The following is a 24,398-nucleotide window of genomic DNA, read 5'->3' as shown; positions in this document are numbered from 1 at the left end:
ATGGGGGCTGTCTGAAAAAATGCAGGGGAGCGCTTCGCACTCCAGCGGGAGCAAGCTCCCTCGCCACAGGGATAAAACCTCTGGAATCGTGTGGTCGTGTGCCCAAAAGCCGGGTTAGACTCCTTGGCCCTGCCCAACCCGCTCAGTGATGCTTTCCGATGCTCGAACAGTACGTCAAAAAGATCCTCACCTCGCGCGTTTATGACGTTGCCGTAGAAACCCCGTTGCAGAACGCTCGCCAGCTCTCCGAGCGGTTGGGCAATGACATCTGGCTCAAGCGTGAAGACTTGCAGCCGGTGTTCTCGTTCAAGATTCGCGGCGCCTACAATAAACTCACCCAGTTGACTGACGAAGAGCGCGCCCGTGGCGTGGTGACCGCGTCGGCGGGCAACCATGCGCAAGGTCTGGCCCTGGCGGCGAAAGTGCTGGGCGTCAAAGCCACTATCGTCATGCCCAAGACCACCCCCGAGATCAAGGTCGAAGGCGTGCGTTCGCGCGGTGGCAAAGTGGTGCTGCACGGCGATTCGTTCCCGGAAGCCCTGGCTTACTCGCTGAAACTGGTCGATGAAAAAGGCTACGTCTACATCCACCCGTACGATGATCCGCACACCATTGCCGGGCAGGGCACCGTGGCGATGGAAATTCTGCGCCAGCACCCACAGCCACTGGATGCGATTTTCGTTCCGGTCGGCGGCGGCGGCCTGATCGCCGGCATCGCTGCGTACGTGAAATACCTGCGCCCGGACATCAAAGTCATCGGCGTTGAACCGGATGATTCCAACTGCCTGCAAGCGGCGATGGCTGCCGGCGAGCGCGTGGTGCTGCCGACCGTGGGCATCTTTGCCGACGGCGTAGCAGTGGCGCAGATCGGCCAGCACACCTTCGACATCTGTAAAGACTACGTCGATGAAGTGATCACCGTCAGCACCGACGAGATCTGCGCAGCAATTAAGGATATCTACGACGATACCCGCTCGATCACCGAACCTGCCGGCGCCTTGGGCGTGGCCGGGATCAAGAAGTACGTCGAGTTGCGCGGCGTCAGCGGCCAGACTTTCGTGGCCATAGACTCGGGTGCCAACGTCAACTTCGACCGCTTGCGTCACGTTGCCGAGCGCGCCGAACTGGGCGAGGGCCGTGAAGCGATCATCGCCGTGACCATCCCCGAGAAGGCCGGCAGCTTCAAGGCGTTCTGCGAAGCGATCGGCAAGCGCCAGATCACCGAATTCAACTACCGCTACAACACCGGCAGCGAAGCGCACATTTTCGTTGGCGTGCAGACCCACCCGGAAAACGACCCGCGCAGTGCATTGCTGGCGAGCCTGACCGAACAAGGTTTCCCGGTGCTCGACCTGACCGACAACGAACTGGCCAAGCTGCACATCCGCCACATGGTCGGCGGGCATGCGGCGCACGTGATTGACGAAGTGGTGTTTCGCTTCGAGTTCCCGGAGCGTCCGGGCGCGCTGTTCAACTTCCTCAACAAACTCGGTGGGCGCTGGAACATCTCGATGTTCCACTACCGCAACCACGGCGCTGCCGATGGCCGCGTGGTCGCCGGCCTGCAAGTCCCGCACGACGAGCGTCATCTGGTGCCGGCGGCGCTTGAGGAAATCGGTTACCCGTACTGGGATGAAAGCGAGAACCCGGCCTATCAGCTGTTTCTTGGCTGAGCGGCTACGCTGAGGGGCATGGCCCAAGGAAGACGAACACATGGAAACCCTGACCACCCTGAAAGTCCTTCACGTCGCGGCGACCGTGGTGATCCTCGCGAGCGGGCTAGGGCTCGCCGCCCTGACTTGGCGTAATCGCGGTAAAGGCGCGGCCAGCACAATGCAGCGTCCCTGGTTGTTCATCTGGTGTTTGATGCTGATCGGCATGTTCAGCATGCCCTTCACCGGCTGGTGGCTGGTGCATCTGATTGGCTGGCCATTGGGGCAGTTGTGGATTTTGGGGTCCAGCGTGATCTATGCCGTGGCCACGTTGAGTGCAGTGTGGCTGTTGGTGCGGCTTAATCGGCTATGGACTAGCGGGGTAGGTAACCGGAAATTCACGTTGGCGCTGGCGATTGTCAGCGGCATCGGATTTCTCGCCATTGCCGGGTTGATGGGAGCCAAGCCTGTTTAAGGCTTGAGACCGTGTCAGCCCAATTCGCGAGCAGGCTCGCTCCCACAGGGGATTTGTGCACGACACAGATCCAATGTGGGAGCGAGCCTGCTCGCGAAATCGATATCAGCCGCGCAGACTGATCACCGGCCAGCCACGCTTCTCGGCTTCAGCGCGCAGATTTGGATCCGGATCCACCGCCACCGGATTCGCCACCTGTTCCAGCAGCGGCAAATCATTCATCGAGTCGCTATAGAAATAGCTGTCATCCAGCGAATACCCGGTCTCTTCCAGCCAGCGGTTCAGGCGTGTCACCTTGCCTTCGCGGAAACACGGAATGTCGGTGCTGCGCCCGCTGTAGCGGCCATCGACCATTTCGCATTCGGTGGCGATCAGGGTTTCAACGCCCAGGCGCACGGCAATCGGCGCGGTCACGAAACGGTTGGTTGCGGTGATGATCACCAGTTTGTCGCCGGCGTCGCGGTGTTGTTTCAGCAGCTCCAGCGCCTTCGGTAGCACGATCGGTTCGATGCAGTCGCGCATGTAATCGCTGTGCCATTGCTCGAGCACAGCCATTTCGGTGCGGCCGAGGATCTCCAGGCAGAAGTTCAGGTACGCGGCGTTATCCAGTTTGCCGGCCAGGTAATCCTGATAGAACTCGTCGTTGCGCGCCTTGTACGCAACCGGGTCGAGGAAGCCACGTTCACACAGATAGTCGCCCCAGGCGTGATCGCTGTCGCCGCCCAGAAGGGTGTTGTCCAAATCGAATAGAGCCAGGCGCATTGCAGTTACCCGCTGAAAAGTCAGTAAAAAGGCGACAAGAATACGGTCTTTTCACAAGAGTGCACATAAGGTAGGAAGCCTCGTTGCCGCCTTATCAACCTTTGTGGAACAATGCGGCGACATGCGTTTGCGAGGTTGTTGCCGTGATCGACCCCGATGGTTTCCGCCCCAATGTCGGGATCATTCTGACGAATGACGCCGGCCAGGTGCTATGGGCTCGCCGTATCAATCAAGATGCCTGGCAGTTTCCGCAAGGGGGAATCAACCCTGAAGAGACGCCGGAAGACGCCTTGTACCGCGAGCTGAACGAAGAAGTTGGCCTGGAACGTGAAGATGTTGAAATACTGGCCTGTACCCGGGGCTGGTTGCGCTATCGTTTGCCGCAACGTCTGGTGCGTACGCACAGCCAACCGCTGTGCATCGGCCAGAAACAGAAATGGTTTCTCCTGCGCCTGATCTCCAACGAGCAGCGGGTGCGGATGGATTTGACCGGTAAACCGGAGTTCGATGGCTGGCGCTGGGTCAGCTATTGGTATCCGTTGGGCCAGGTGGTGACATTCAAGCGCGAGGTGTATCGCCGCGCCCTCAAAGAGCTTGCCCCGCGCCTTTTAGCGCGCGACTGACGACGGAGTTCGACCCCGAGCCATGCTCAATACGCTGCGCAAGATCGTCCAGGAAGTTAACTCCGCCAAGGATCTCAAGGCGGCGTTGGGGATTATTGTGTTGCGCGTCAAAGAGGCCATGGGCAGCCAGGTCTGCTCGGTCTACCTGCTTGATCCCGAAACCAACCGCTTCGTCCTGATGGCCACCGAGGGCTTGAACAAGCGCTCGATCGGCAAGGTCAGCATGGCACCCAACGAAGGTCTGGTCGGTCTGGTCGGCACGCGTGAAGAACCCCTGAACCTCGAAAACGCCGCGGATCACCCGCGCTACCGCTACTTCGCCGAAACCGGCGAGGAGCGTTACGCCTCGTTCCTCGGTGCACCGATCATTCACCATCGCCGCGTCGTCGGCGTGTTGGTCATCCAGCAAAAAGAACGCCGCCAGTTCGACGAAGGTGAAGAAGCCTTCCTCGTGACCATGAGCGCGCAGCTCGCCGGGGTTATCGCCCACGCCGAGGCCACCGGGTCGATCCGTGGCCTGGGCCGTCAGGGCAAGGGTATCCAGGAAGCCAAATTCGTCGGCGTGCCGGGTTCGCCGGGTGCCGCAGTTGGTACTGCGGTGGTCATGCTGCCGCCGGCCGATCTCGACGTGGTGCCCGACAAGACCATCACCGACATCGACGCCGAGCTGGCGCTGTTCAAGACCGCCATCGAAGGCGTGCGCGCCGACATGCGCGCGTTGTCCGCCAAACTCGCGACCCAACTGCGTCCGGAAGAGCGCGCACTGTTCGACGTCTACCTGATGATGCTCGACGACGCTTCTCTGGGCAGCGAAATCACCACTGTGATCAAGACTGGCCAGTGGGCGCAGGGCGCGCTGCGTCAGGTGGTCACTGAGCACGTCAACCGTTTCGAACTGATGGACGACGCCTACCTGCGTGAGCGTGCGTCGGACGTCAAAGACCTCGGTCGCCGCCTGCTCGCCTATTTGCAGGAAGAGCGTCAGCAGAACCTGGTCTACCCGGAAAAAACCATTCTGGTCAGCGAAGAACTGACGCCGGCCATGCTCGGCGAAGTGCCGGAAGGCACGCTGGTCGGTCTGGTTTCGGTGCTCGGTTCGGGTAACTCGCACGTCGCGATCCTCGCCCGAGCGATGGGCATTCCGACGGTCATGGGTCTGGTCGACCTGCCGTACGCCAAGGTCGACGGCATCGAGATGATCGTCGACGGCACACGCGGCGAGGTCTACACCAACCCGAGCGAAGTGCTGCGCAAGCAATTCGCCGAAGTCGTCGAAGAAGAGAAGCAACTGGCGCTGGGCCTCGACACCCTGCGCGACCTGCCGTGCGTGACCCTCGACGGCCACCGCATGCCACTGTGGGTCAACACCGGCCTGTTGGCCGATGTGGCGCGAGCGCAGAAGCGCGGCGCCGAAGGTGTCGGCCTGTACCGGACCGAAGTGCCGTTCATGATCAACCAGCGCTTCCCGAGCGAGAAGGAGCAACTGGCGATCTACCGCGAGCAGCTCGCCGCGTTCCACCCGCAACCGGTGACCATGCGCAGCCTCGACATCGGCGGTGACAAGTCGCTGTCGTACTTCCCGATCAAGGAAGACAACCCGTTCCTCGGCTGGCGTGGCATTCGCGTCACCCTCGACCACCCGGAAATCTTCCTGGTGCAGACCCGCGCGATGCTCAAGGCCAGCGAAGGCCTGAACAACCTGCGCATTCTGCTGCCGATGATCTCCGGCACCCACGAGCTCGAAGAAGCCCTGCACCTGATTCACCGGGCCTGGGGCGAAGTGCGTGACGAAGGCACCGACGTGCCGATGCCGCCGATTGGCGTGATGATCGAGATTCCGGCAGCGGTCTATCAGACCAAGGAACTGGCGCGGATGGTCGACTTCCTGTCCGTCGGCTCCAACGACTTGACCCAGTATTTGCTGGCGGTCGACCGCAACAACCCGCGTGTCGCCGATCTCTACGACTACCTGCACCCGGCGGTGCTGCAAGCCCTGCAAACCGTGGTGCGCGATGCCCATGCCGAAGGCAAACCGGTGAGCATCTGCGGCGAGATGGCCGGTGATCCGGCGGCGGCGGTGCTGTTGATGGCGATGGGTTTCGACAGCCTGTCGATGAACGCGACCAACTTGCCGAAGGTGAAGTGGATGCTGCGTCAGGTCAATCTGAGCAAGGCTCAGGAGTTGTTGGCGGAGCTGATGACCATTGATAACCCGCAAGTTATCCACAGCTCGCTGCAATTGGCGCTGAAGAACCTCGGGTTGTCGAAGATGCATCCGCCGGCGGTCATCAAGGCCCTCTGAAGATCAAAAGCCCCTCACCCTAACCCTCTCCCAGAGGGAGAGGGGACTGATTGGGGATGCTGCAGAACTACGCCGACCTGAAAGTGTTTTGCTGGATCCATAATCGATTCAAACCGACTTGAGGTGTTGTGCTGAATCCATAATCGAACCGCACCGGGCTGGAAGTGCTGTGTTGAATCCATAATCGATTCAAACCGACTTGAAGGTGCGTGTTGAATCCATAATCAACTCGGTCTTTCAGGTCGATGCATGGCTCAAGACACCTCGGTCGGCCCCCTCTCCCTCCGGAAGAGGGCTGGGGTGAGGGTTTGCTCTTAGACGCAAAGCTCAACTTCCCCAAGATGTCCGCCATACGGCCCAAAACTCCGCTCGACCATCCGCCGCGACCCATCCGCCTTCACGATCAACGCCGTACTCGCCCGGGTGCCGTAACTCTGGCTGGCGATAAACACACTCGACAACAATGACTCCGTCGCCAGGCCCACCCCGGTATCCGGCAACTCGGCAAACGGTGCGGTCTGCGCATCGCCCAGCAGTTCCAGCAACCGTTCAGGCTGCGGATCATCCAGCACCGCAGTCAGTGCAGCCTTGGCTTTGAGCAGTTTCGGCCACGGCGTATCCAGCCCCGCATTTGATAGCCCGTAAACCCCCGGCTCCAGCATTACCGGTTCCGACATCCGCGCATTGAAGTGCCACAGCTCATGGCTATTGCCCAGCAGCAGGTTGAACCCGGCATATTCCGGCGCACGTCCGACCACATCGCTCAAATAATCATCAATCGACGCATCAGCGGTCAGAAACCGCGCGACCAACTCACCCCGTGACTTGCGCGCTGGCGGTTGATGCGGATCGCGAATATTGGTCAGCGCGGCAAAGCGTCCGTTGGCGCCAATCCCCAGCCAGGTGCCGCCGGCCTCAAGATCGCGCCCGGCATGTACATGCGGTGCCTCCGGCCATGGTGCCAGTGGCAGGCTCGGCCGGGCGTAGAACTCGTCGCGGTTGGCCGCGACGATCAGCGGCTGGGCATGGCCCGGGCGCCAGGCGAAAACTATCAGGCACATAAGGTGGTCCTTGTGTGTTTTTTGCTCACTCTACGCATCCGGCGTCCGTGCATCCATCGCAAGTGGAGCCAAAGGCCATGCATCCGTTACCATGCCGCTCCGGTTTTGCGGATGCGGTCTGGGGAGACGGTCATGGAATTTCTGCTCTATCTGGCGCTGGGCGCCTGTGCGGGCGTGCTGGCCGGGCTGTTCGGGGTTGGCGGCGGGATCATTATTGTCCCGGTGCTGGTGTTCAGTTTCACTCTGCAGGGCTTTGATCAGTCGATTCTTACCCATCTGGCGGTCGGAACATCGCTGGCGACGATCATCTTCACCTCGGTCAACGCCGTGCGTGAACATCACCGTCGCGGCGCAGTGCGCTGGCCGATCTTCAGGTGGATGGCTGTCGGTATTCTGTTGGGCGCCGGTTTCGGTGCGCTGACCGCAGAAGCGATCTCCGGACCCAACCTGCAAAAAATCATCGGTGTGTTCGCCCTGGTGATTTCCGTGCAACTGGCGCTGGACATCAAACCCAAGGCCAGCCGAACGGTGCCGGGCAAACTCGGTCTGACCGTGGCCGGCAGTGTGATTGGTTGGGCCTCGGCGATTTTCGGGGTGGGCGGCGGTTCGCTGACCGTGCCGTTCCTGACCTGGCGCAGCGTGCCGATGCAGCAAGCGGTGGCGACGTCATCGGCCTGCGGTCTGCCGATTGCTTTGGTCAGTGCATTAAGTTTCATGATTCTGGGGTGGCACGATCCGTTGTTGCCACCGCATAGTCTCGGTTTTGTCTATTTGCCGGCGTTGTTGGGCATCGCCCTGACCAGCATGGTCTTCGCCCGCATCGGCGCGCGTTTGGCGCACAGATTGTCGCCGCGCTTGCTGAAACGGCTGTTCGCCGCTTTGCTGTTCAGCGTGGGCTTGAGCTTCCTGCTTTAATCGCGTCGCAATCCTGGCTTAATCCTGAGGTGGCAGCGTCGCCCGGGAATTTTGGTTTCAACTCTAACGAGGAGTCGCAATGCTGCCTTACCCGCAGATCGACCCGGTGGCCCTGGCCATCGGTCCGCTGAAAATCCACTGGTACGGTCTGATGTACCTGATCGGCATCGGCGGTGCGTGGCTGCTGGCGTCGCGCCGGCTCAACCGCTTCGACCCGACCTGGTCCAAGGAGAAGCTCTCCGATCTGATCTTCTGGCTGTCGATGGGCGTGATTGTCGGCGGACGTCTGGGCTATGTGCTGTTCTACGATTTGAGCGCTTACCTGGCCAACCCGACGCTGATTTTCGAAGTGTGGAAGGGCGGCATGTCGTTCCACGGCGGTTTCATCGGCGTGATGCTGGCGGCCTTGTGGTTCGGCAAGCGTAACGGCAAGTCGTTCTTCCAGTTGATGGACTTCGTCGCACCGATGGTGCCGATCGGCCTGGGCGCCGGGCGTATCGGCAACTTCATCAATGCCGAGTTATGGGGCAAGGCCACCGACGTGCCGTGGGCCATGGTTTTCCCGCCGTTCAGCGATCCGGCGCAACTGCCGCGTCACCCGTCGCAGCTGTATCAGTTCGCGCTCGAAGGCGTGGCGCTGTTCCTGATCCTGTGGATTTTCTCGCGCAAGCCGCGCCCGACCATGGCCGTTTCCGGCATGTTCGCGCTGTTCTACGGCATCTTCCGTTTTATCGTCGAGTTCGTCCGCGTCCCGGATGCGCAACTGGGCTATCTGGCCTGGAACTGGCTGACCATGGGCCAGGTGCTCTGCGTGCCGATGATCATCGGCGGGCTGTTCCTGATCTGGCTGGCCTATCGTCGCGCGCCGGCAGCACCGCTCGCACCGACGGCTTAAACTACGAACCCCGGCGCGCGACGCCGGGGCTCAAAGGACACAGGTAACTCATGAAGCAATATCTCGAACTGGTCTCGCATGTCATCCAGAACGGCACCAAGCAGGCCAACCGCACCGGCATCAACACCATCAGTTTTCCGGGGGCGATGCTGCGTTTCGATCTGCAGGAAGGTTTCCCGGCGATCACCACGCGCAAAATGGCCTTTAAATCGGCCATCGGCGAGATGTGCGGTTTTCTCCGTGGCGTCAACAACGCCGCTGAATTCCGGGCGCTGGGCTGCAAGGTCTGGGACCAGAACGCCAACGAAAACGCGCAGTGGCTGGCCAACCCGTTCCGTCAGGGCGACGACGACCTCGGCGAAATTTACGGCGTGCAATGGCGCAAGTGGCCGGCGTACAAGCAGATCCCGTTGAGCAACACCGCCGCCATCGAACAAACGCTGAGCAACGGCTACAAGCAGATCGCTCAAGGCGAAGAAGACGGCCAGGCTTACGTGGTGCTGTACAAAGCCATCGATCAGGTGCGCCAGTGCGTCGATACGATCATCAAGGATCCGGGCAGCCGCCGAATTCTGTTCCACGGCTGGAACGTCGCCCAGCTCGATGAAATGGCCCTGCCGCCGTGCCATCTGCTGTACCAGTTCCACCCGAACGTCGAGACCAAAGAGATTTCTCTGACCCTCTACATCCGTTCCAACGATCTGGGCCTGGGCACACCGTTCAACCTCACCGAAGGCGCTGCGCTGCTGAGCCTGATCGGTCGCCTGACCGGCTACACGCCGCGCTGGTTCACCTATTTCATCGGTGACGCGCACGTCTACGAAAACCATCTGGACATGCTCAACGAACAGCTCAAGCGCGAGCCGTTCGCCATGCCGAAGCTTAAAATCTCGGATCGCGTGCCGGAGTTTGCCAAAACGGGTGTGTATCAGCCGGAGTGGCTGGAGCTGGTGGAGCCGAGCGATTTCTCGCTGGAAGGTTATGAGCACCACGCGCCAATGACCGCGCCAATGGCGGTCTGACGAGCAATACGCAGTACCCCTATGTAGGAGCTGCCGAAGGCTACGATCTTTTGATCTTATAAACAGCAAGATCAAAAGATCGCAGCCTTCGGCAGCTCCTACATTAGGTTTGGGGTGTTCTTAATGGCCGTGGCTGCGGCCTACGTGGGAATGCTCAACCTCCGTCGCGACAACCCCGCCACTCACCTCCAGCCGCTGCAAAATCCCGCACTGATCCGCACCCGGCCCTTCGCCACAACGTTGGCGCAGGTCGAGCAACTGTGTCTGCAACGCCAGCAACCCATCAATTCGCGCCTTCACGTGCTGGATGTGCTCGTCGATCAGCGTATTCACGCTTTCGCACTGGTCCTGCGGGCTGTCGCGCAAGGCGAGCAGGCTGCGGATTTCTTCGAGGGTCATGTCGAGGGTGCGGCAGTTGCGGATGAAGGTCAGGCGTTCGGCGTGGGCCTGGGTGTAGACGCGGTAGTTGCCGTCGCTGCGCGCCGGTTCCGGCAGCAGGTTTTCGCGCTCGTAATAGCGGATGGTTTCCACGGCGCAGTCGGTGAGTTTCGCCAGTTCGCCGATCTTCATGACGGTCATCTCCAAATGGGTGCTTGACCCTATAGTGGCTACAGGGTCTTTACTTGGCAACAGGCACCTTCATGGACGCGACCAATGAGCGATTCCCAGCACACCCACAAGCCCGGCGACGGACACGATCACAGCCACAAATTGCAGCCTGTGCATAACCATTCACATGGCGGCGATTCTTGCTGCTCGTCGAAAGCCGCCGCGCCTGCGTTAGTGCAACTGAGCGAGAAGACCAGCGCCGATGCGCGGCTGAGTAGTTTCCGCATCGAGGCGATGGACTGCCCGACCGAGCAGACGCTGATCCAGAACAAGCTCGGCAAACTGGCCGGCGTTGAGCAACTGGAATTCAACCTGATCAACCGCGTGCTCGGCGTAACCCACACGCTGCCGGACAACGCGCCGATCATCGATGCGATCAAATCCCTCGGCATGCATGCCGAGCCGCTGGAGGCGGGTGTCGAAGCGCCGGCCTCTGCGCAGGTGAAAAAACACTGGTGGCCGCTGGCGCTGTCCGGTGTCGGTGCGCTCGCCGCCGAAGTGATCCACTTCACCAATGCTGCACCGACCTGGGTGGTGGCGATCATCGCGCTGGTGTCGATCCTCAGCGGCGGCCTGACCACCTACAAAAAGGGCTGGATCGCCCTGAAGAACCGCAACCTCAACATCAATGCGCTGATGAGTATCGCGGTGACCGGCGCGGTGTTGATCGGGCAGTGGCCGGAAGCGGCGATGGTGATGTTCCTGTTCACCGTGGCCGAATTGATCGAGGCGCGCTCGCTGGACCGTGCCCGTAACGCCATCAGTGGCTTGATGCAGATGACCCCGGAACAGGCCACGGTGCAGCAGGCCGACGGCACCTGGCTTGAACAGGAAGTGAAAAGCGTCGAACTCGGTGCCCGCGTGCGGGTGAAACCCGGCGAGCGTATCGCGCTGGACGGCGAAGTGGTCAGCGGCAGTTCGACCATCGACCAGGCGCCGATCACCGGGGAAAGCCTGCCGGTAGAAAAAACCGTCGGCGATAAAGTCTTCGCCGGCACCATCAACCAGGCCGGTTCGCTGGAATACACGGTGACCGCAGCGGCGAACAATTCGACGCTGGCGCGAATCATCCACGCCGTCGAACAGGCCCAAGGCGCGCGCGCACCGACTCAACGTTTCGTCGATCAATTTTCGAAAATCTACACGCCCGTGGTGTTCGTCTTTGCCTTGGCCGTGGCGATCATTCCGCCGCTGTTCATGGGCGCGGCGTGGTTCGACTGGATCTACCGCGCGCTGGTGTTGCTGGTGGTCGCGTGCCCATGCGCACTGGTGATTTCCACCCCGGTGACCATCGTCAGCGGCCTCGCGGCAGCGGCGCGCAAAGGCATTCTGGTCAAGGGTGGCGTGTACCTGGAGGGTGGTTTCAAGCTCGACTATCTGGCGTTGGATAAAACCGGGACCATTACCCACGGCAAACCGGTGCAGACCGATTACCTGTCCCTCGACCCGACCGCCGACGCCACGGCCCCGGCAATTGCTGCCGCACTGGCCGGGCGTTCCGATCACCCGGTGTCGCTGGCCATCGCTAACGCCGCTGTGGATAAAAACTTCGCCGCGCTGACTGTGGATAACTTCGAAGCGTTGGGCGGGCGTGGCGTCAAAGGTCAAATCAATGGCCAGACTTACCATTTGGGCAACCATCGCCTGGTCGAAGAACTCGGTCTGTGCTCGCCAGCGCTGGAAGAAAAACTCTTCGCACTGGAGAAGCAGGGCAAATCTGTGGTGCTGCTGCTCGACAGTTCCGGCCCGCTGGCGCTGTTCGCCGTGGCTGACACCGTCAAGGAAACCAGCCGCGAAGCGATCCGCCAGTTGCATGAACTCGGGGTGAAAACCCTGATGCTCACCGGCGACAACGTCCACACCGCGCAGGCGATTGCCGCGCAGGTCGGCATCGACGAGGCTCGCGGCGACTTGCTGCCGACCGACAAACTGCAAGCCATCGAAGACCTGTACAAGCAGGGCCATCGCGTCGGCATGGTCGGCGACGGCATCAACGACGCCCCGGCACTGGCCCGCGCCGAGATCGGTTTCGCCATGGCCGCGGCCGGTACCGACACCGCGATTGAAACCGCCGATGTCGCCCTGATGGACGACGATCTGCGCAAGATCCCCGCGTTCATCAGCCTGTCGCGCAATACCGCGAGCATCCTGAAACAGAACATCGCGTTGGCACTGGTGATCAAGGCTATCTTTCTTGGGGTAACCTTCGCCGGACTTGCCACCATGTGGATGGCGGTGTTCGCCGACATGGGCGTGAGCCTGTTGGTGGTGTTCAACGGTTTGCGCCTGTTGCGCAAATAGACGATGAGGGATGGTTGTGCTGAGTGCCGAGCTGAAAGCGTTTTACATGGTCGCCCGCCTGGGTAGCATCACGCTGGCGGCGAAGAAGCTCGGCCTTAGCCAACCGACCGTGACCACGCAAATTCGCAATCTGGAAAGTCAGTACTCGGTGGAGCTGTTCTACCGTGGCGGCCGCCGTCTGAGCGTCAGTGATGAAGGCGCGCGGTTGCTGCCGATGGTCAAGGCGCTGTTGCAGCAAGAGGCGGACATCGAGTTTTTCCTGCGCAACAGCGGTCAGGTGCAGGGCACGTTACGGATTGCCGCTACGGCGCCGTATTACATCCTCGATCTGGTGAAGACCTTTCGCGAGCGCTTGCCGCAAGTGGAAGTGTCGGTGGAAATCGGTAATTCGCAGCAGGTGCTCGAAGCGTTGGAGGATTACCGGGTGGACGTCGCCGCTTCGTCGCAGTTGCTCGACGATGCGCGGTTGATTCGCCGGGTGCTCGGCACTGATCCGCTGGTACTGGCGGTGCATCGCAATCATCCGCTGGCGGCCCATGAGCATGTGACGTTGAGCGCTCTGGCCGGGCATACCTTGTTGATGCGCGAGTCGGGTTCAACCACGCGGCGGCTGACGGAAGAGTTGCTGGCGAGTGCCGGGGTCAGTTTCGGTCCGTTGCTGGAAATCGGCAGCCGTGAATCGATCCGTGAGGCGGTGCTGCGCAATATCGGCATCAGCATCATTGCCCGGCAGGAAGTGCCGCATGATCCGCAGTTGCACGTGTTGACCATCGAGAATGCGCCGCAGATTCCTGAATATCTGTATTGCCTCAAGGAGCGCAAGGGCGCGCGGTTGCCGGCGGCGTTTCTTGGGTTGGCGCAGGAAATGTCCCCGGCCTGAGATCTTCAGTGTGCGAGCTGGCCTCTTCGCGAGCAGGCTCGCTCCCACATTGGATTTGGGTTGTGAACACTATCCCCTGTGGGAGCGAGCCTGCTCGCGAAGGCGTCAGCCCAGGCAACACACAATCTGAACCAAAATCCCCGAATACCACTATCACCAGTTTTTGCCTCACTGCCACATGACGGACGCATTACAACTCTAGGATTGGCCCCATCTGCTTGATGAGGTCTGTCCCATGAATCCTGCCATCGCAACCACCCTGACCAGCCCCGGCGCACCGATGAAAGTGCGCGGCGTGCAGAAACGCTTCGGCGCGTTCACTGCCCTGGATAACGTCTCCCTCGACGTCGCCGCCGGTGAACTGGTGTGCCTGCTCGGCCCGTCGGGTTGCGGCAAGACCACGCTGCTGCGCTGCATCGCCGGTCTGGAGAAACAGGACAGTGGCGAGTTGTACCTCGGTGACCGCGACGTCTCGCACCTCGCCCCGCAAGCGCGGGACTACGGGATTCTGTTCCAGTCCTACGCGCTGTTCCCCAATCTGACCGTCGAAGCGAACATTGCCTACGGCCTCGCCGGCAGCGGTCGCGACGAAGTGCGCCGCCGTGTGGGTGAGATGCTGGAACTGGTCGGCCTCACCGGCAGTGAGAAAAAGTACCCCGGCCAATTGTCCGGCGGTCAACAGCAACGGGTTGCACTGGCCCGTGCTCTGGCGCCGGCACCGTCGCTGCTGTTGCTCGACGAACCGATGTCGGCCCTCGACGCCCGGGTGCGCGAGCATCTGTGCACCGAGCTGCGCCAGCTGCAACGCAATCTCGGCATCACCACCCTGATGGTCACGCACAATCAGGACGAAGCCATGCTGATGGCCGACCGCATCGCCGTGATGAACAACGGTCGTGTCGAGCAGTACGCTACCCCGCAGGAAATCTACAACCGCCCGGCCACGCCGTTCGTGGCTGAGTTTGTCGGCCAGGGCAACTGGCTGCCGTTCCAGCGCAGCAGCGACAGTCATGCCCGGGTCGGCGGGATGAATGTGCGTCTGGCGGATGGCAGCGTCAGCGGCGCCTCGGGCCGACTGTTCTGCCGCCCGGAAGCGATCAACGTCAATCCGCTGGTGCATGAGGAAAACCTGTTCCCGGCCAAAGTTCGCGAGATCACCTTTCTCGGCAACCGCTGCCGCATGAGCTTCGAACTCGATCAATTGCCCGGTCACGCACTACTCGCCGAACTGGCGCCGGAAGCCATGCCGCGCCTCGGCGCTCAGCAAATCATGGTCGCGTTGCCGCCGCGCAGCCTGCAGGTGTTTGCCTGATGAACAGCAATCTCGCGCTGCCGCTACCGCACAAGCAGGTGCGGCAGACTTCGAAAGCCGAGATCGGCGACCGCATTTTTGTCGTCGGCGGCAAAGTTGTCTTGCTGCTGTTGCTCGGCGTCGCGGTGTTGCTGCCGTTGCTGGCGATCTTCTGGCGCGGCTTCAGCAGTGAAGCCGGGCAGGGCGGTGGCTGGGTTGCGGCGAAGGAATTGGTCAGCAGCGAGAATTTTCACTGGCTGCTCGGCAACAGCCTGAAAGTTTCCCTTAGCGTTGCGGCCATCGTCGTACCGCTGGCCTATCTGTTTGCCTACGCGCTGCAACGCACAATGATTCCGGCGAAGGGCATCTGGCGCGGCATCTCCTTGCTGCCGCTGATGGCGCCGTCGATGCTGCCGGGCATTGCGCTGGTCTATCTGTTCGGCAACCAAGGCATGTTGCGCGGTCTGCTCTCGGACAACATCTACGGGTTCTGGGGAATTGTGCTGGGTGAGGTGATTTACACCTTCCCCCATGCGTTGATGATTCTGCTCTCGGCGTTGTCGCTGGCCGATGCGCGACTGTTCGATGCGGCGTCGAGCATGGGCGCAAGTCCGGCCAAAGCCTTTCGCAGCATCACCTGGCCGGCGACGCGTCAGGCTGTGTTTGCCGCGTTCTGTCTGGTGTTCACCCTGACCATCACCGATTTCGGCGTGCCGGTGGTGGTCGGTGGCGACTATCAAGTGCTGGCGCTGGAAGCCTACAAAGCTGTGGTCGGCCAACAACAATTCGGTCGCGGCGCGTTGATTGGCATGGTGCTGTTGCTGCCGGCGCTGTTCAGCTTCGGCGTCGATGCCTGGTTGCGTCGACGTCACGGCGACTCGATGAGTGGCCGCGCGCAGGTGTTTAAACCGGCGCCGTCGAAGCTGCGCGATGGCTGCTATCTGGCGATTGTCCTGTTGATCAGTGCGGCGTTGTTGCTGGTGTTCGGCATGGCGGTGTTTTCGTCGCTGGTGAAGTTCTGGCCGTACAACCTGTCTTTGTCGCTCAACCACTACCAGTTCAATGAAACCGCCGGCGGTGGCTGGCTGGCCTACAGCAACAGTTTGAAGATGGCGTTGGGTACAGCGTTGATCGGCAGCGTGCTGATCTTCACCGGCGCTTACCTGATGGAGAAAACCCGCAGCCAGCGCGGCCTCAATCTGGCCCTGCGCATGCTCAGTTTCGTGCCGATGGCGGTGCCGGGGCTGGTGCTCGGTCTGGGTTACGTCTTCTTTTTCAACCTGACCGGCAACCCGTTGCACGTGCTCTACGGGACGATGACGCTGCTGATCGTCTGCACCATTGCTCACTATTTGACCACCGCACAAATGACCGCGACCACCGCGCTGCGTCAGCTCGACGCCGAGTTCGAAGCCGCCGCGCTGTCGCTCAAGGCGCCGCTGTACCGGCATTACCTGCGCGTGACCGTACCGATCTGCCTGCCGGCATTGCTCGACATCGTGCGCTACCTGTTCGTCTCGGCGATGACCACGGTGTCGGCGGCGATCTTCCTCTACAGCCCCGACACTATCCTCGCGGCGGTGGCGGTGCTGAACATGGATGACGCCGGCAACGTTGGCGGCGCGGCGGCGATGTCGACTCTGATTTTGTTCACCTCGGCGGGCGTGTCCTTGCTGCTGGCGTGGGCTTCGCGCGGCTTGCTGCGCCGTTCCCAGGCCTGGCGGCAAACCGCGCCGGGTCACTGATTTGCACCTTCAACTGCCCTTCAACTCAAAAGACAGGAAAACGATCATGTTCAAGCCTATGGCCCTGGCCGCTGCTGTGCTCGCTACTTTCAGCCTGAATGCCTTCGCGGCAAAAACCGAGTTGACGGTGTACACCGCCCTCGAAGCCGAACAACTGAAGTCCTACAAGGAAGCCTTCGAAAAGGCCAACCCGGACGTCGAAATCAAGTGGGTACGTGATTCCACCGGGATCATCACCGCCAAACTGCTCGCCGAAAAGGCCCGTCCGCAGGCTGACGCCGTTTGGGGCCTGGCCGCTTCGAGCCTGGCGATCCTCGATCAGCAAGGCATGCTGCAAAGCTACGCGCCGAAGGATCTCGGCAAGATCGGTGCGAACTACCGCGATGCCGCCAACCCGCCAGCCTGGGTCGGTATGGACGTGTGGGCCGCGACCATTTGCTTCAACACCGTCGAGGCCGAGAAGCAGGGCCTGACCAAGCCAGTGAGCTGGCAGGATCTGACCAAGCCTGAATACAAGGGCAAGATCGTCATGCCGAATCCGGCGTCGTCCGGCACCGGTTTCCTCGACGTCAGCGCCTGGCTGCAAACCTTCGGCGAGAAACAGGGCTGGGCCTACATGGACGGTCTGCACCAGAACATCGGCCAGTACGTTCACTCCGGTTCCAAGCCTTGCAAACTGGCAGCGGCGGGCGAGTTCCCGATCGGCATTTCCTTTGAATACCCGGCCGTGCAGCTGAAGCGTCAGGGCGCGCCGCTGGACATCATCCTGCCGAAGGAAGGTCTGGGTTGGGAGATCGAAGCGACCGCCGTGATCAAAGGCACGCCGCATGAAGACGCGGCGAAGAAACTCGCCGACTTCTCCGCCAGCGCCGAGGCGATGGATCTGTACAAGGAGAACTTCGCTGTCCTCGCCCAGCCGGGCATCGCCAAGCCGCAGACCGAACTGCCGGCCGACTACGAGCAGCGCCTGATCAAGAACGACTTTGCCTGGGCCTCGAAGAATCGCGACGAGATCCTCACCGAATGGCGCAAGCGTTATGACGGCAAGTCCGAGAAAGTGGCGGCCAAGTAAGATCTTTATCGACTGACAGGGCCCCTTCGCGAGCAGGCTCGCTCCCACATTGGATCTTCAGTGAACGCAAATGCTGTGGGCACTAAAAATCCCTGTGGGAGCGAGCCTGCTCGCGAAAGCGGTCTCTCATGCAGGACATTTCTAAATGACACACCACCAAGACCTGCTCATCGTCGGCGCCGGCATTCTGGGCCTCTCCCACGCCTACGCCGCCGCCAAACGCGGCCTCAAGGTCGCCGTCTTCGAACGCACCGCCACCCCCCTCGGCGCCTCGGTGCGCAACTTCGGCCAGGCGCTGGTCACTGGCCAGCCACCCGGACCGATGCTCGAACTGGCCAAGGCCAGCCGCGACATCTGGGGCGACTGGGCGCAACTCGCCGGTTTGCAGATCAAGCGCAACGGTTCCTATCTGTTCGCCCGCACTGAAGCCGAAGAACATCTGCTGGAAGCCTTCTGCAACGGTCGCGCCGTGGAGCACGGTTACAACATCCAGTTGCTGCGCGGCGCTGCCTTGCGCGATCTGTATCAAGGCCAGTTCAGCCACCACCGCGCCGCGTTGCACGGCATGGACGATCAACAGCTGTATTCGCGCGAAGCGATTCCGGCACTGATCGATTACCTGCGCCGCGACCTTGGCGTGGCGTTTCATTTCTCCACGCTGGTGCGCGACGTCGAACCGGGGCGTCTACATAGCACCGCCGGCAGCTTCACGGCGAAGCAGATCATCGTCTGCTCCGGCCACGATTATCAGACCTTGCTCGCCGAGCCGATTGCCGCACTCGAGCCGCAAATCTGCCGTCTGCAAATGCTCCGCGCCAAACCGCAGGTCGAGCTGAATCTGCAACACGCCTTGCTCACCGGCTTGAGTTGCGTGCATTACGGCGCGTTCGCGGATCTACCAGAAGCGGCGGCGGTGCAGGCGCAGATCCTGCGCGAGCAACCGCACCTGCACGACAACGGCATCCACCTGCTGATCAGCCCGACGCCGTACGGCGAACTGATCATCGGCGACTCGCACCATTACGGCAGCGACCCTTCACCGTTCAACGCCGAGCAAGTGGACAACTGGATGCTCGAACTGGCCGAGCAGACGCTGGGCTGCAAGGTGCAAGTGGTCGAGCGTTGGCAGGGCGTCTATGGTTCCCGGGGGCCGGGGCCGTTTTCATTCCTGCGTCCGGCGCCGGGGCTGAGTGTGGCGTTGATGCACACGGGCGTCGGCATGAGCGTCGGTCCGGCCATGGCCGAGCGCAACATCGCGCAGTTGCTGGAGGAGGTTTGATGACAGGTCACGAGCAAGTCATTGCCCGCGTGTTTGGGTTGTATGAACGCTTTGGCACCAGCGATTACATCGGCGAGCCGGTGTCGCAGATCGAACACATGTCTCAGGCCGCGCAGTTGGCGATGGCTGAAGGTTTTGATGATGAAGTGGTGCTCGCCGCGTTCTTCCACGACATCGGCCATCTGTGTGCCGAGGGTGCGCAGAACATGGGCGGCTATGGCGTGGTCAGCCATGAACGGCTTGGCGCGGATTATTTGCGTGAGGCCGGGTTCAGCGAGCGGATGGCGCGGTTGGTGGAGTATCACGTTGAGGCCAAGCGTTATTTGACGTTGCGTGAGCCGGGGTATTTTGAGCGGTTGAGTGAGGCGAGTCGCAGGACGTTGGCGTATCAGGGTGGGGTGATGACGGAGGCTGAGGCGAATGTGTTTGAGCGTGATCCGTTGTGTGCGGTGAGTTTGCGGATGCGGCAGTGGGATGAGCTGGCCAAGGAGAGGGCGGTGCCGGTGATGGATCTGGGTGTATTGAAGGAGAAAGCGGCGCGGCTGCTGACAATTTGAGTCTCTGGACTGAGTTGCGGCTATCGCGAGCAGGCTCACTCCTACAAGATGAGCGCGATCCATTGTAGGAGTGAGCCTGCTCGCGATGGCGCCAGATCAAGCGCTACAAATCTGTGGCCAGAGACTCAATCTGCTCCTGCCGCTCAGCCTGATTCAACTTCGCCTGCGGATTCAACGATGACCACTGCGGATGCGCCCGCGCTTTGCTCAACGCCTCCGGCAACTTACCCTCACGCCAGGTTTTATCCTGCGGTGTCGCCACCTGAACCGCGTCCATCGCTGCATGCCCGCGCTGATCCAGCGCCAACAGCAACTGCCGCTGGCGCAACGCCAACAGCCGCAACACGCCATCATCCACCGTCAATTCCCGCTGCCCTTTGAGCTTGCCCAGCAAACGACTGCCATAACTGCGCGCCGTTTGCAGCGCACCGCCAGCAATCGCACCTGCCAACGCCGCTGCGCCGAGGGTAATCCCGCCCACCAGCAAATCGACGCCAGCCCCGGCGGCCGCGCCGGCTGCAATCCCGCCACCCACGCGCACACCAAGTTGCTTCAAGGTTTCCGGGTTGAACAGGTCATCGCCCCAACGCCCGTCTAGCAACGGCAAATCACTGGCCGCCGCATCTTGCGGGCGAAACGCATAGAGCTTGAGCAACGCTTCGACACAACGCTGCTCACGCTGACGCACGGCCTTGCGCAATTCGCTGATGGCGTGCTGTTCCTGTTCCGCTTCACTGACCACACTGCGCCGACACGCGGCGCAGTCGATCAGCAACTCGGCGATCAAACGCGCCGCACTTTGCTGACGCGCAAGGCGCTGAGCCTGCTGATCAGCAATCAATCGTTCCAGCTGCGGCCGGGCATTTTCCAGCAGCAGCGCGAGGCTTTCATACAACCGTCGCTCGCCATCCTCCGGCGGTGCGACGCTGTCGAAACGCACCAGCGCATGCAGCCCGAGCCGCGCCAGCGCCTCGCGCCAATCCGGCTCGCGATGGTTGGCGCTGCTGACGAAATTCAGCACCGGCAGCAGCGGTTTGCCACAACTGGCGAGCACTTCCAGTTCATCGCGGTACTTGGCCAGCACCGGCTCGCGGGCGTCGATCACATACAGACCGGCGTCGGAGGCGAGCAGTTGCCGCAGCACTTTGGCTTCCTGCTCGAAACGCTGGCGCGCCTCGCTGCCGTCGAGAAACCGCGCCAGCCGCGCCGGGCCGTCGAGGCGTTCGCCGGGGCGTTCCAGGCGTTCGAGAAAATCCAGCAGGGCGATGGCGTCTTCCAGGCCCGGCGTGTCGTAGAGATCAAGCAACGGTTCGCCGTCCACCGACAACCGCGCGCCTTCGACGTGCCGGGTGGTGCTCGGGCGATGGGAGACTTCGCCGAAGCCGACATCGCGGGTCAGCGTACGCAGCAGCGATGTCTTGCCGACGTTGGTGTGGCCGACCACCGCGAGTTTCAGCGGCGCTTTGAAGGCATCAGTCATGACCGTTCTCCAGCCAGTTCAACGGCGCGCAATCGGCAAACGGCAACTCCAGTTGTTGCAACGCGACGTGCCAGTCACCGAGGCGTTCAGCGTCCAGTGCTTCGCCGGGCGGCGCTTGCAGCAGCCAGACGCGGGTTTCGCCCGCACTGCGCGCCAGTTCGGCGATCAAGGCGAGGCTGCCACGATCCGGCGAGCGCCGTGGGTCGCAGGCAATCGCCAGACGCGCCGGCGGGAAGCGGCTGAGTTGTTCGAGGAGTTTGTGGCGGGATTCGCGGCTGTCGAGAATGCCGGCGTTGCTGACATTTTTTGGCAGCGCGGGCGGCCATTGGCGTTGTTCGTCGAGTTCGATGGCGACCAGTAACGCGCCTTCGCTGGCGAGTTCGCCGACACTGCTTTCGACGCGGTGCAGTTGCGTCGGCTCCGGGTCGTTGACGCCGAGGCGTTCGCTGGTTGGCATCAGACGTTCGCGCAATTGCGCGTAGCCGGGCAGGTTCAAGTCCAGATGCAACGCGGCTTTGCCGCTGTTCCAGCGCCAGAAACACAACAGTGCCAATAGCAGACGTGGCAGTACGCCGTACACCACCAACACGCCGACCAACCACGTCGCCCAGGCCTGACGAGCGCTTTCGATATCGAGTGCGCCGTCGCCGCTGGCGCGGATCATCTCCACCGTCGGCACATTGAAACCGAGCAGCGATGGCAGATAACCGAGCGCATGGGTGACGTGGATAAAGGTGTCGGCGCTGAGAATCGTGGTTTCCCAGACGAAGCCGTAGCGCCGGGTCGCCATCAGCGTCAGTAGCAGCACCAGTGCGCTGAGCATTGCCAGCAACCATAAGCCGTTGACTAGCGTACCGAGCGCCCAGCGATTGAGTTTCTTGCGTTGCAGCACCAACAACAAGGCCGGCGCCAGTTGCGCGGCTTTGGCGTCGCGGGCAAGTTTCTCGCTGAGCCACAGCCACAGTCTTCCGAGGGTGGCGCCGTGTTCACCGGCAAAGATCAACCCCAGTGCCCAGCTCAGCAGCAGGATCAGGTTCAATCCGAGCAGACTGCCCAAGGCCCAGAACACATTGACCGGTGTTTGCCCCAGCGCGGCGAAGGCCAGACAGGCGCCACTGAGCACCGCGAAAATCATCAGCAGCACCAGCGCCAGGCGCGCACCTTGCAGCCAGTGTTTGAGGGCAGCGGTCAGCCCGTCGCGGTCGGCCAGCCATAGCGCCCGGCGCTGAATACGGCTCGGCAGATCACCGCCGGCCGTGCGCGCCAGTCGGTTGGCTTCCAGATCATCCAGAGTGCCTGCGTGTTCTTCGCGCAGACGCACGGTTTCGGTGAGCCAGAGGTTTTGCAGTGGAGTCAGTTCAGTCACGCGGCTTCCCGTCGCTAAATTGATTGAAGAGCATAACCGCTGTGGCGCTTATCGGGGTAAGCGCGGCTCTGGTATCCTCGCCGGCATGACTAAATCACTGCCCCTCAGCCTGATCGCAGCCCTCGGTGAAAACCGCGTGATCGGCGTCGACAACAGCATGCCCTGGCACCTGCCGGGGGACTTCAAATACTTCAAGGCCACCACCTTGGGCAAGCCGATCATCATGGGTCGCAAGACCTGGGATTCGCTCGGTCGGCCATTGCCGGGGCGCTTGAACATTGTGGTCAGCCGTCAGACCGGTCTGGTGCTCGAAGGTGCCGAGGTCTACTCATCGCTGGAGGCCGCCGTGGTTCGCGCCGAGGAGTGGGCGAAGGCGCAGGGCGTCGATGAGCTGATGCTGATTGGTGGCGCGCAGTTGTATGCGCAAGGGCTGGCGCAGGCGGATCGTCTGTATCTGACTCGCGTGGCGTTGAGCCCGGAAGGGGATGCGTGGTTTCCGGCGTTTGATTTGAACCAGTGGAAGCTGGTTTCCAACGTTGAAAACCCGGCGGTTGAAGATAAGCCCGCGTACAACTTCGAAGTTTGGGAAAAAGCCTAAATTGTGGCGAGGGGATTTATCCCCGTTGGGTTGCGCAGCAGCCCCAAAATAATGGGGTCGCTACGCAACCCAACGGGGATAAATCCCCTCGCCACAAGTATGTGTTGCAGTTAAGCCTGAGCAAGCTCCGCATGCTCATCGGCATCCAGCAATTCTTTATCGGTCTGCTGCATCACCTGACTGGTAATCGCCCCAGCGGTAATCGAGCCACTGACGTTCAACGCCGTGCGGCCCATATCAATCAGCGGCTCAACCGAAATCAGCAACGCCACCAGCGAAACCGGCAAGCCCATCGCCGGCAGCACGATCAGCGCGGCAAACGTCGCACCGCCACCCACGCCCGCCACACCGGCGGAGCTCAGCGTGACAATCGCCACCAACGTCGCGATCCACAGCGGATCCAGCGGATTGATGCCAACCGTTGGCGCAACCATCACCGCCAACATCGCCGGGTACAGACCCGCACAGCCGTTCTGGCCGATGGTCGCGCCGAACGAAGCGGCAAAACTCGCCACCGATTGCGGAATCCCCAGACGACGGGTCTGCGCTTCAATGCTCAGCGGAATGCTTGCTGCGCTGGAACGGCTGGTGAACGCGAACGTCAGCACCGGCCAGATCTTGCGGAAAAAACGCAGCGGGTTGATCCCGGCCGCCGACACCAGCAAACCGTGCACGACGAACATCAGGCCCAGACCGAGGTACGACACCACGACGAAACTGCCGAGTTTGATGATGTCTTGCAAGTTGGAACCGGCGACCACTTTGGTCATCAGCGCCAGCACGCCATACGGGGTCAGCTTCATCACCAGACGCACCAGACGCATCACCCAGGCTTGCAGGGTGTCGATGGCGTTGATCACTTTCTGACCTTTCTCGACGTCATCCTTGAGCAGCTGCAGCGCCGCGACCCCGAGGAATGCAGCGAAAATCACCACGCTGATGATCGAGGTTGGCTTGGCCCGCGCCAGATCGGCAAACGGGTTCTGCGGGATGAACGACAGCAGCAGTTGCGGCACATTCAGGTCGGCAACCTTGCCCGCGTAGTCAGTCTGAATGGTTTGCAGACGGGCCATTTCCTGAGTGCCGGCGACCAGGCCTTCGGCGGTGAGGCCGAACAGGTTGGTCAGGCCGATGCCGATCAGCGCCGCAATCGCGGTGGTGAACAGCAGGGTGCCGATGGTCAGGAAGCTGATCTTGCCCAGCGACGAGGCGTTGTGCAGACGCGCCACGGCGCTGAGGATCGAGGCGAACACCAGCGGGATGACGATCATTTGCAGCAACTGCACGTAGCCGTTGCCGACCAGATCGAACCAGCCGATCGACGCTTTCAGCACCGGGTTGCCGGCACCGTAAACGGTGTGCAGCGCTACGCCGAACGCCACGCCGAGCACCAGCGCGAGCAGGACTTTTTTCGCCAGGCTCCACGTGGTGTGGCGGGTTTGCGCCAGACCGAAGAGCAGGGCGAGGAACACCAGCAGATTGAGGATCAGCGGCAGATTCATGAAGACTCCGA

21 protein-coding genes are annotated in these 24,398 nt (G+C 61.5%); 15 read left to right on the top strand and 6 right to left on the bottom strand.

From position 1 onward, the window contains the following. Positions 1-158: 158 nt before the first annotated feature. Both ilvA and BK670_RS27095 read left to right on the top strand, forming a co-directional pair. Positions 159-1,673, top strand: a complete 1,515-nt coding sequence (gene ilvA, locus BK670_RS27100) for a threonine ammonia-lyase, biosynthetic (protein WP_041072159.1) — start codon at positions 159-161, stop codon at positions 1,671-1,673. A 40-nt stretch (positions 1,674-1,713) separates the two neighbouring features. Further along, on the top strand, positions 1,714-2,127 hold the full coding sequence (locus BK670_RS27095) for a DUF2269 family protein (RefSeq protein ID WP_123454407.1): 414 nt from the start codon (positions 1,714-1,716) through the stop codon (positions 2,125-2,127). A gap of 105 nt (positions 2,128-2,232) precedes the next feature. On the opposite strand, the gene BK670_RS27090 is transcribed toward BK670_RS27095, so the two are convergent. After that, entirely contained in the window at positions 2,233-2,889 is a 657-nt protein-coding gene (locus tag BK670_RS27090) for a histidinol-phosphatase (protein ID WP_123454405.1), read from the bottom strand. A gap of 143 nt (positions 2,890-3,032) precedes the next feature. Here BK670_RS27090 and BK670_RS27085 point away from each other — a divergent pair, with 143 nt between their 5' ends. Together BK670_RS27085 and ptsP are read left to right on the top strand one after the other, a co-directional pair. Beyond that, complete coding sequence (locus BK670_RS27085; RefSeq protein WP_003229203.1) at positions 3,033-3,512, top strand: RNA pyrophosphohydrolase; 480 nt, start codon at positions 3,033-3,035, stop codon at positions 3,510-3,512. A gap of 22 nt (positions 3,513-3,534) precedes the next feature. After that, on the top strand, positions 3,535-5,814 hold the full coding sequence (gene ptsP, locus BK670_RS27080; RefSeq protein ID WP_123454403.1) for a phosphoenolpyruvate--protein phosphotransferase: 2,280 nt from the start codon (positions 3,535-3,537) through the stop codon (positions 5,812-5,814). A gap of 314 nt (positions 5,815-6,128) precedes the next feature. Here ptsP and BK670_RS27075 read toward each other — a convergent pair whose 3' ends face one another. Further along, positions 6,129-6,875 carry an NRDE family protein gene (locus BK670_RS27075; RefSeq protein WP_123454401.1) on the bottom strand — a complete coding sequence of 249 codons (747 nt, stop codon included), beginning with the start codon at positions 6,873-6,875 and terminating at the stop codon, positions 6,129-6,131. Between the two features lie 132 nt (positions 6,876-7,007). Here BK670_RS27075 and BK670_RS27070 point away from each other — a divergent pair, with 132 nt between their 5' ends. The 3 genes from BK670_RS27070 (at position 7,008) to BK670_RS27060 (ending at position 9,707) form a co-directional block, all read left to right on the top strand. Beyond that, positions 7,008-7,790 carry a sulfite exporter TauE/SafE family protein gene (locus tag BK670_RS27070; protein ID WP_123454399.1) on the top strand — a complete coding sequence of 261 codons (783 nt, stop codon included), beginning with the start codon at positions 7,008-7,010 and terminating at the stop codon, positions 7,788-7,790. A gap of 79 nt (positions 7,791-7,869) precedes the next feature. After that, the gene (gene lgt / locus BK670_RS27065) at positions 7,870-8,685 is read left to right on the top strand and encodes a prolipoprotein diacylglyceryl transferase (protein ID WP_103304351.1); all 816 of its coding nucleotides are present in this window, start codon (positions 7,870-7,872) and stop codon (positions 8,683-8,685) included. Positions 8,686-8,735: 50 nt separating this feature from the next. Further along, complete coding sequence (locus tag BK670_RS27060) at positions 8,736-9,707, top strand: thymidylate synthase (protein WP_008088441.1); 972 nt, start codon at positions 8,736-8,738, stop codon at positions 9,705-9,707. A gap of 120 nt (positions 9,708-9,827) precedes the next feature. Here BK670_RS27060 and cadR read toward each other — a convergent pair whose 3' ends face one another. After that, positions 9,828-10,277 carry a Cd(II)/Pb(II)-responsive transcriptional regulator gene (gene cadR / locus BK670_RS27055; RefSeq protein WP_123454397.1) on the bottom strand — a complete coding sequence of 150 codons (450 nt, stop codon included), beginning with the start codon at positions 10,275-10,277 and terminating at the stop codon, positions 9,828-9,830. Positions 10,278-10,361: 84 nt separating this feature from the next. On the opposite strand from cadR, the gene BK670_RS27050 reads away from it, so the two are divergent. The 7 genes from BK670_RS27050 to BK670_RS27015 all read left to right on the top strand — a co-directional run bounded on the left by BK670_RS27050 (position 10,362) and on the right by BK670_RS27015 (position 19,441). Beyond that, positions 10,362-12,617 (top strand): heavy metal translocating P-type ATPase, encoded by a 2,256-nt coding sequence (locus BK670_RS27050; protein ID WP_123454395.1) that lies wholly within the window; start codon positions 10,362-10,364, stop codon positions 12,615-12,617. Positions 12,618-12,633: 16 nt separating this feature from the next. Continuing rightward, the gene (locus tag BK670_RS27045; protein WP_123455127.1) at positions 12,634-13,497 is read left to right on the top strand and encodes a LysR family transcriptional regulator; all 864 of its coding nucleotides are present in this window, start codon (positions 12,634-12,636) and stop codon (positions 13,495-13,497) included. A gap of 235 nt (positions 13,498-13,732) precedes the next feature. Then, on the top strand, positions 13,733-14,809 hold the full coding sequence (locus BK670_RS27035; protein WP_123454391.1) for a putative 2-aminoethylphosphonate ABC transporter ATP-binding protein: 1,077 nt from the start codon (positions 13,733-13,735) through the stop codon (positions 14,807-14,809). Continuing rightward, positions 14,809-16,533: a putative 2-aminoethylphosphonate ABC transporter permease subunit gene (locus BK670_RS27030; RefSeq protein ID WP_123454389.1), complete on the top strand. Its 1,725-nt coding sequence runs from the start codon at positions 14,809-14,811 to the stop codon at positions 16,531-16,533. The genes BK670_RS27035 and BK670_RS27030 overlap by 1 nt, the downstream gene beginning before the upstream one ends. A gap of 46 nt (positions 16,534-16,579) precedes the next feature. Continuing rightward, a complete protein-coding gene (locus BK670_RS27025) occupies positions 16,580-17,605 on the top strand; it encodes a putative 2-aminoethylphosphonate ABC transporter substrate-binding protein (RefSeq protein WP_123376160.1) in 1,026 nt (341 codons plus the stop codon). 145 nt (positions 17,606-17,750) lie between these two features. Further along, positions 17,751-18,884, top strand: a complete 1,134-nt coding sequence (locus BK670_RS27020; RefSeq protein WP_123454388.1) for a TIGR03364 family FAD-dependent oxidoreductase — start codon at positions 17,751-17,753, stop codon at positions 18,882-18,884. Then, positions 18,884-19,441 (top strand): phosphonate degradation HD-domain oxygenase, encoded by a 558-nt coding sequence (locus BK670_RS27015; protein WP_123454386.1) that lies wholly within the window; start codon positions 18,884-18,886, stop codon positions 19,439-19,441. Before BK670_RS27020 ends, BK670_RS27015 begins: the two co-directional genes overlap by 1 nt. A 103-nt stretch (positions 19,442-19,544) precedes the next feature. Here the strand turns inward: BK670_RS27015 and BK670_RS27010 are convergent, their stop codons facing one another. Both BK670_RS27010 and BK670_RS27005 read right to left on the bottom strand, forming a co-directional pair. Continuing rightward, a complete protein-coding gene (locus tag BK670_RS27010) occupies positions 19,545-20,921 on the bottom strand; it encodes a GTPase/DUF3482 domain-containing protein (RefSeq protein ID WP_123454384.1) in 1,377 nt (458 codons plus the stop codon). Beyond that, on the bottom strand, positions 20,914-22,287 hold the full coding sequence (locus tag BK670_RS27005) for a DUF2868 domain-containing protein (protein WP_123454382.1): 1,374 nt from the start codon (positions 22,285-22,287) through the stop codon (positions 20,914-20,916). Before BK670_RS27005 ends, BK670_RS27010 begins: the two co-directional genes overlap by 8 nt. An 85-nt stretch (positions 22,288-22,372) precedes the next feature. Here BK670_RS27005 and BK670_RS27000 point away from each other — a divergent pair, with 85 nt between their 5' ends. Continuing rightward, a complete protein-coding gene (locus tag BK670_RS27000; protein ID WP_123454380.1) occupies positions 22,373-22,885 on the top strand; it encodes a dihydrofolate reductase in 513 nt (170 codons plus the stop codon). 110 nt (positions 22,886-22,995) lie between these two features. Here BK670_RS27000 and BK670_RS26995 read toward each other — a convergent pair whose 3' ends face one another. Then, positions 22,996-24,387 carry an L-cystine transporter gene (locus BK670_RS26995; protein ID WP_095049438.1) on the bottom strand — a complete coding sequence of 464 codons (1,392 nt, stop codon included), beginning with the start codon at positions 24,385-24,387 and terminating at the stop codon, positions 22,996-22,998. Positions 24,388-24,398 lie beyond the last annotated feature (11 nt).

The organism is Pseudomonas fluorescens (assembly GCF_003732425.1).
GTDB classification, from domain to species: domain Bacteria; phylum Pseudomonadota; class Gammaproteobacteria; order Pseudomonadales; family Pseudomonadaceae; genus Aquipseudomonas; species Aquipseudomonas fluorescens_BE.
The sequence above is the reverse complement of the archived record's forward strand: the minus strand, read 5'-3'. Positions and strand labels throughout refer to the sequence as shown.

Bases quoted from the DNA above. Each gene is read 5' to 3' on its own strand.
- ilvA (WP_041072159.1), top strand. From the start codon at position 159: ATGCTCGAACAGTACGTCAAAAAGATCCTCACCTCGCGCGTTTATGAC.
- BK670_RS27095 (WP_123454407.1), top strand. From the start codon at position 1,714: ATGGAAACCCTGACCACCCTGAAAGTCCTTCACGTCGCGGCGACCGTG.
- BK670_RS27090 (WP_123454405.1), bottom strand. From the start codon at position 2,889: ATGCGCCTGGCTCTATTCGATTTGGACAACACCCTTCTGGGCGGCGAC.
- ptsP (WP_123454403.1), top strand. From the start codon at position 3,535: ATGCTCAATACGCTGCGCAAGATCGTCCAGGAAGTTAACTCCGCCAAG.
- BK670_RS27075 (WP_123454401.1), bottom strand. From the start codon at position 6,875: ATGTGCCTGATAGTTTTCGCCTGGCGCCCGGGCCATGCCCAGCCGCTG.
- BK670_RS27070 (WP_123454399.1), top strand. From the start codon at position 7,008: ATGGAATTTCTGCTCTATCTGGCGCTGGGCGCCTGTGCGGGCGTGCTG.
- lgt (WP_103304351.1), top strand. From the start codon at position 7,870: ATGCTGCCTTACCCGCAGATCGACCCGGTGGCCCTGGCCATCGGTCCG.
- BK670_RS27060 (WP_008088441.1), top strand. From the start codon at position 8,736: ATGAAGCAATATCTCGAACTGGTCTCGCATGTCATCCAGAACGGCACC.
- cadR (WP_123454397.1), bottom strand. From the start codon at position 10,277: ATGAAGATCGGCGAACTGGCGAAACTCACCGACTGCGCCGTGGAAACC.
- BK670_RS27050 (WP_123454395.1), top strand. From the start codon at position 10,362: ATGAGCGATTCCCAGCACACCCACAAGCCCGGCGACGGACACGATCAC.
- BK670_RS27035 (WP_123454391.1), top strand. From the start codon at position 13,733: ATGAATCCTGCCATCGCAACCACCCTGACCAGCCCCGGCGCACCGATG.
- BK670_RS27030 (WP_123454389.1), top strand. From the start codon at position 14,809: ATGAACAGCAATCTCGCGCTGCCGCTACCGCACAAGCAGGTGCGGCAG.
- BK670_RS27025 (WP_123376160.1), top strand. From the start codon at position 16,580: ATGTTCAAGCCTATGGCCCTGGCCGCTGCTGTGCTCGCTACTTTCAGC.
- BK670_RS27020 (WP_123454388.1), top strand. From the start codon at position 17,751: ATGACACACCACCAAGACCTGCTCATCGTCGGCGCCGGCATTCTGGGC.
- BK670_RS27015 (WP_123454386.1), top strand. From the start codon at position 18,884: ATGACAGGTCACGAGCAAGTCATTGCCCGCGTGTTTGGGTTGTATGAA.
- BK670_RS27010 (WP_123454384.1), bottom strand. From the start codon at position 20,921: ATGACTGATGCCTTCAAAGCGCCGCTGAAACTCGCGGTGGTCGGCCAC.
- BK670_RS27000 (WP_123454380.1), top strand. From the start codon at position 22,373: ATGACTAAATCACTGCCCCTCAGCCTGATCGCAGCCCTCGGTGAAAAC.
- BK670_RS26995 (WP_095049438.1), bottom strand. From the start codon at position 24,387: ATGAATCTGCCGCTGATCCTCAATCTGCTGGTGTTCCTCGCCCTGCTC.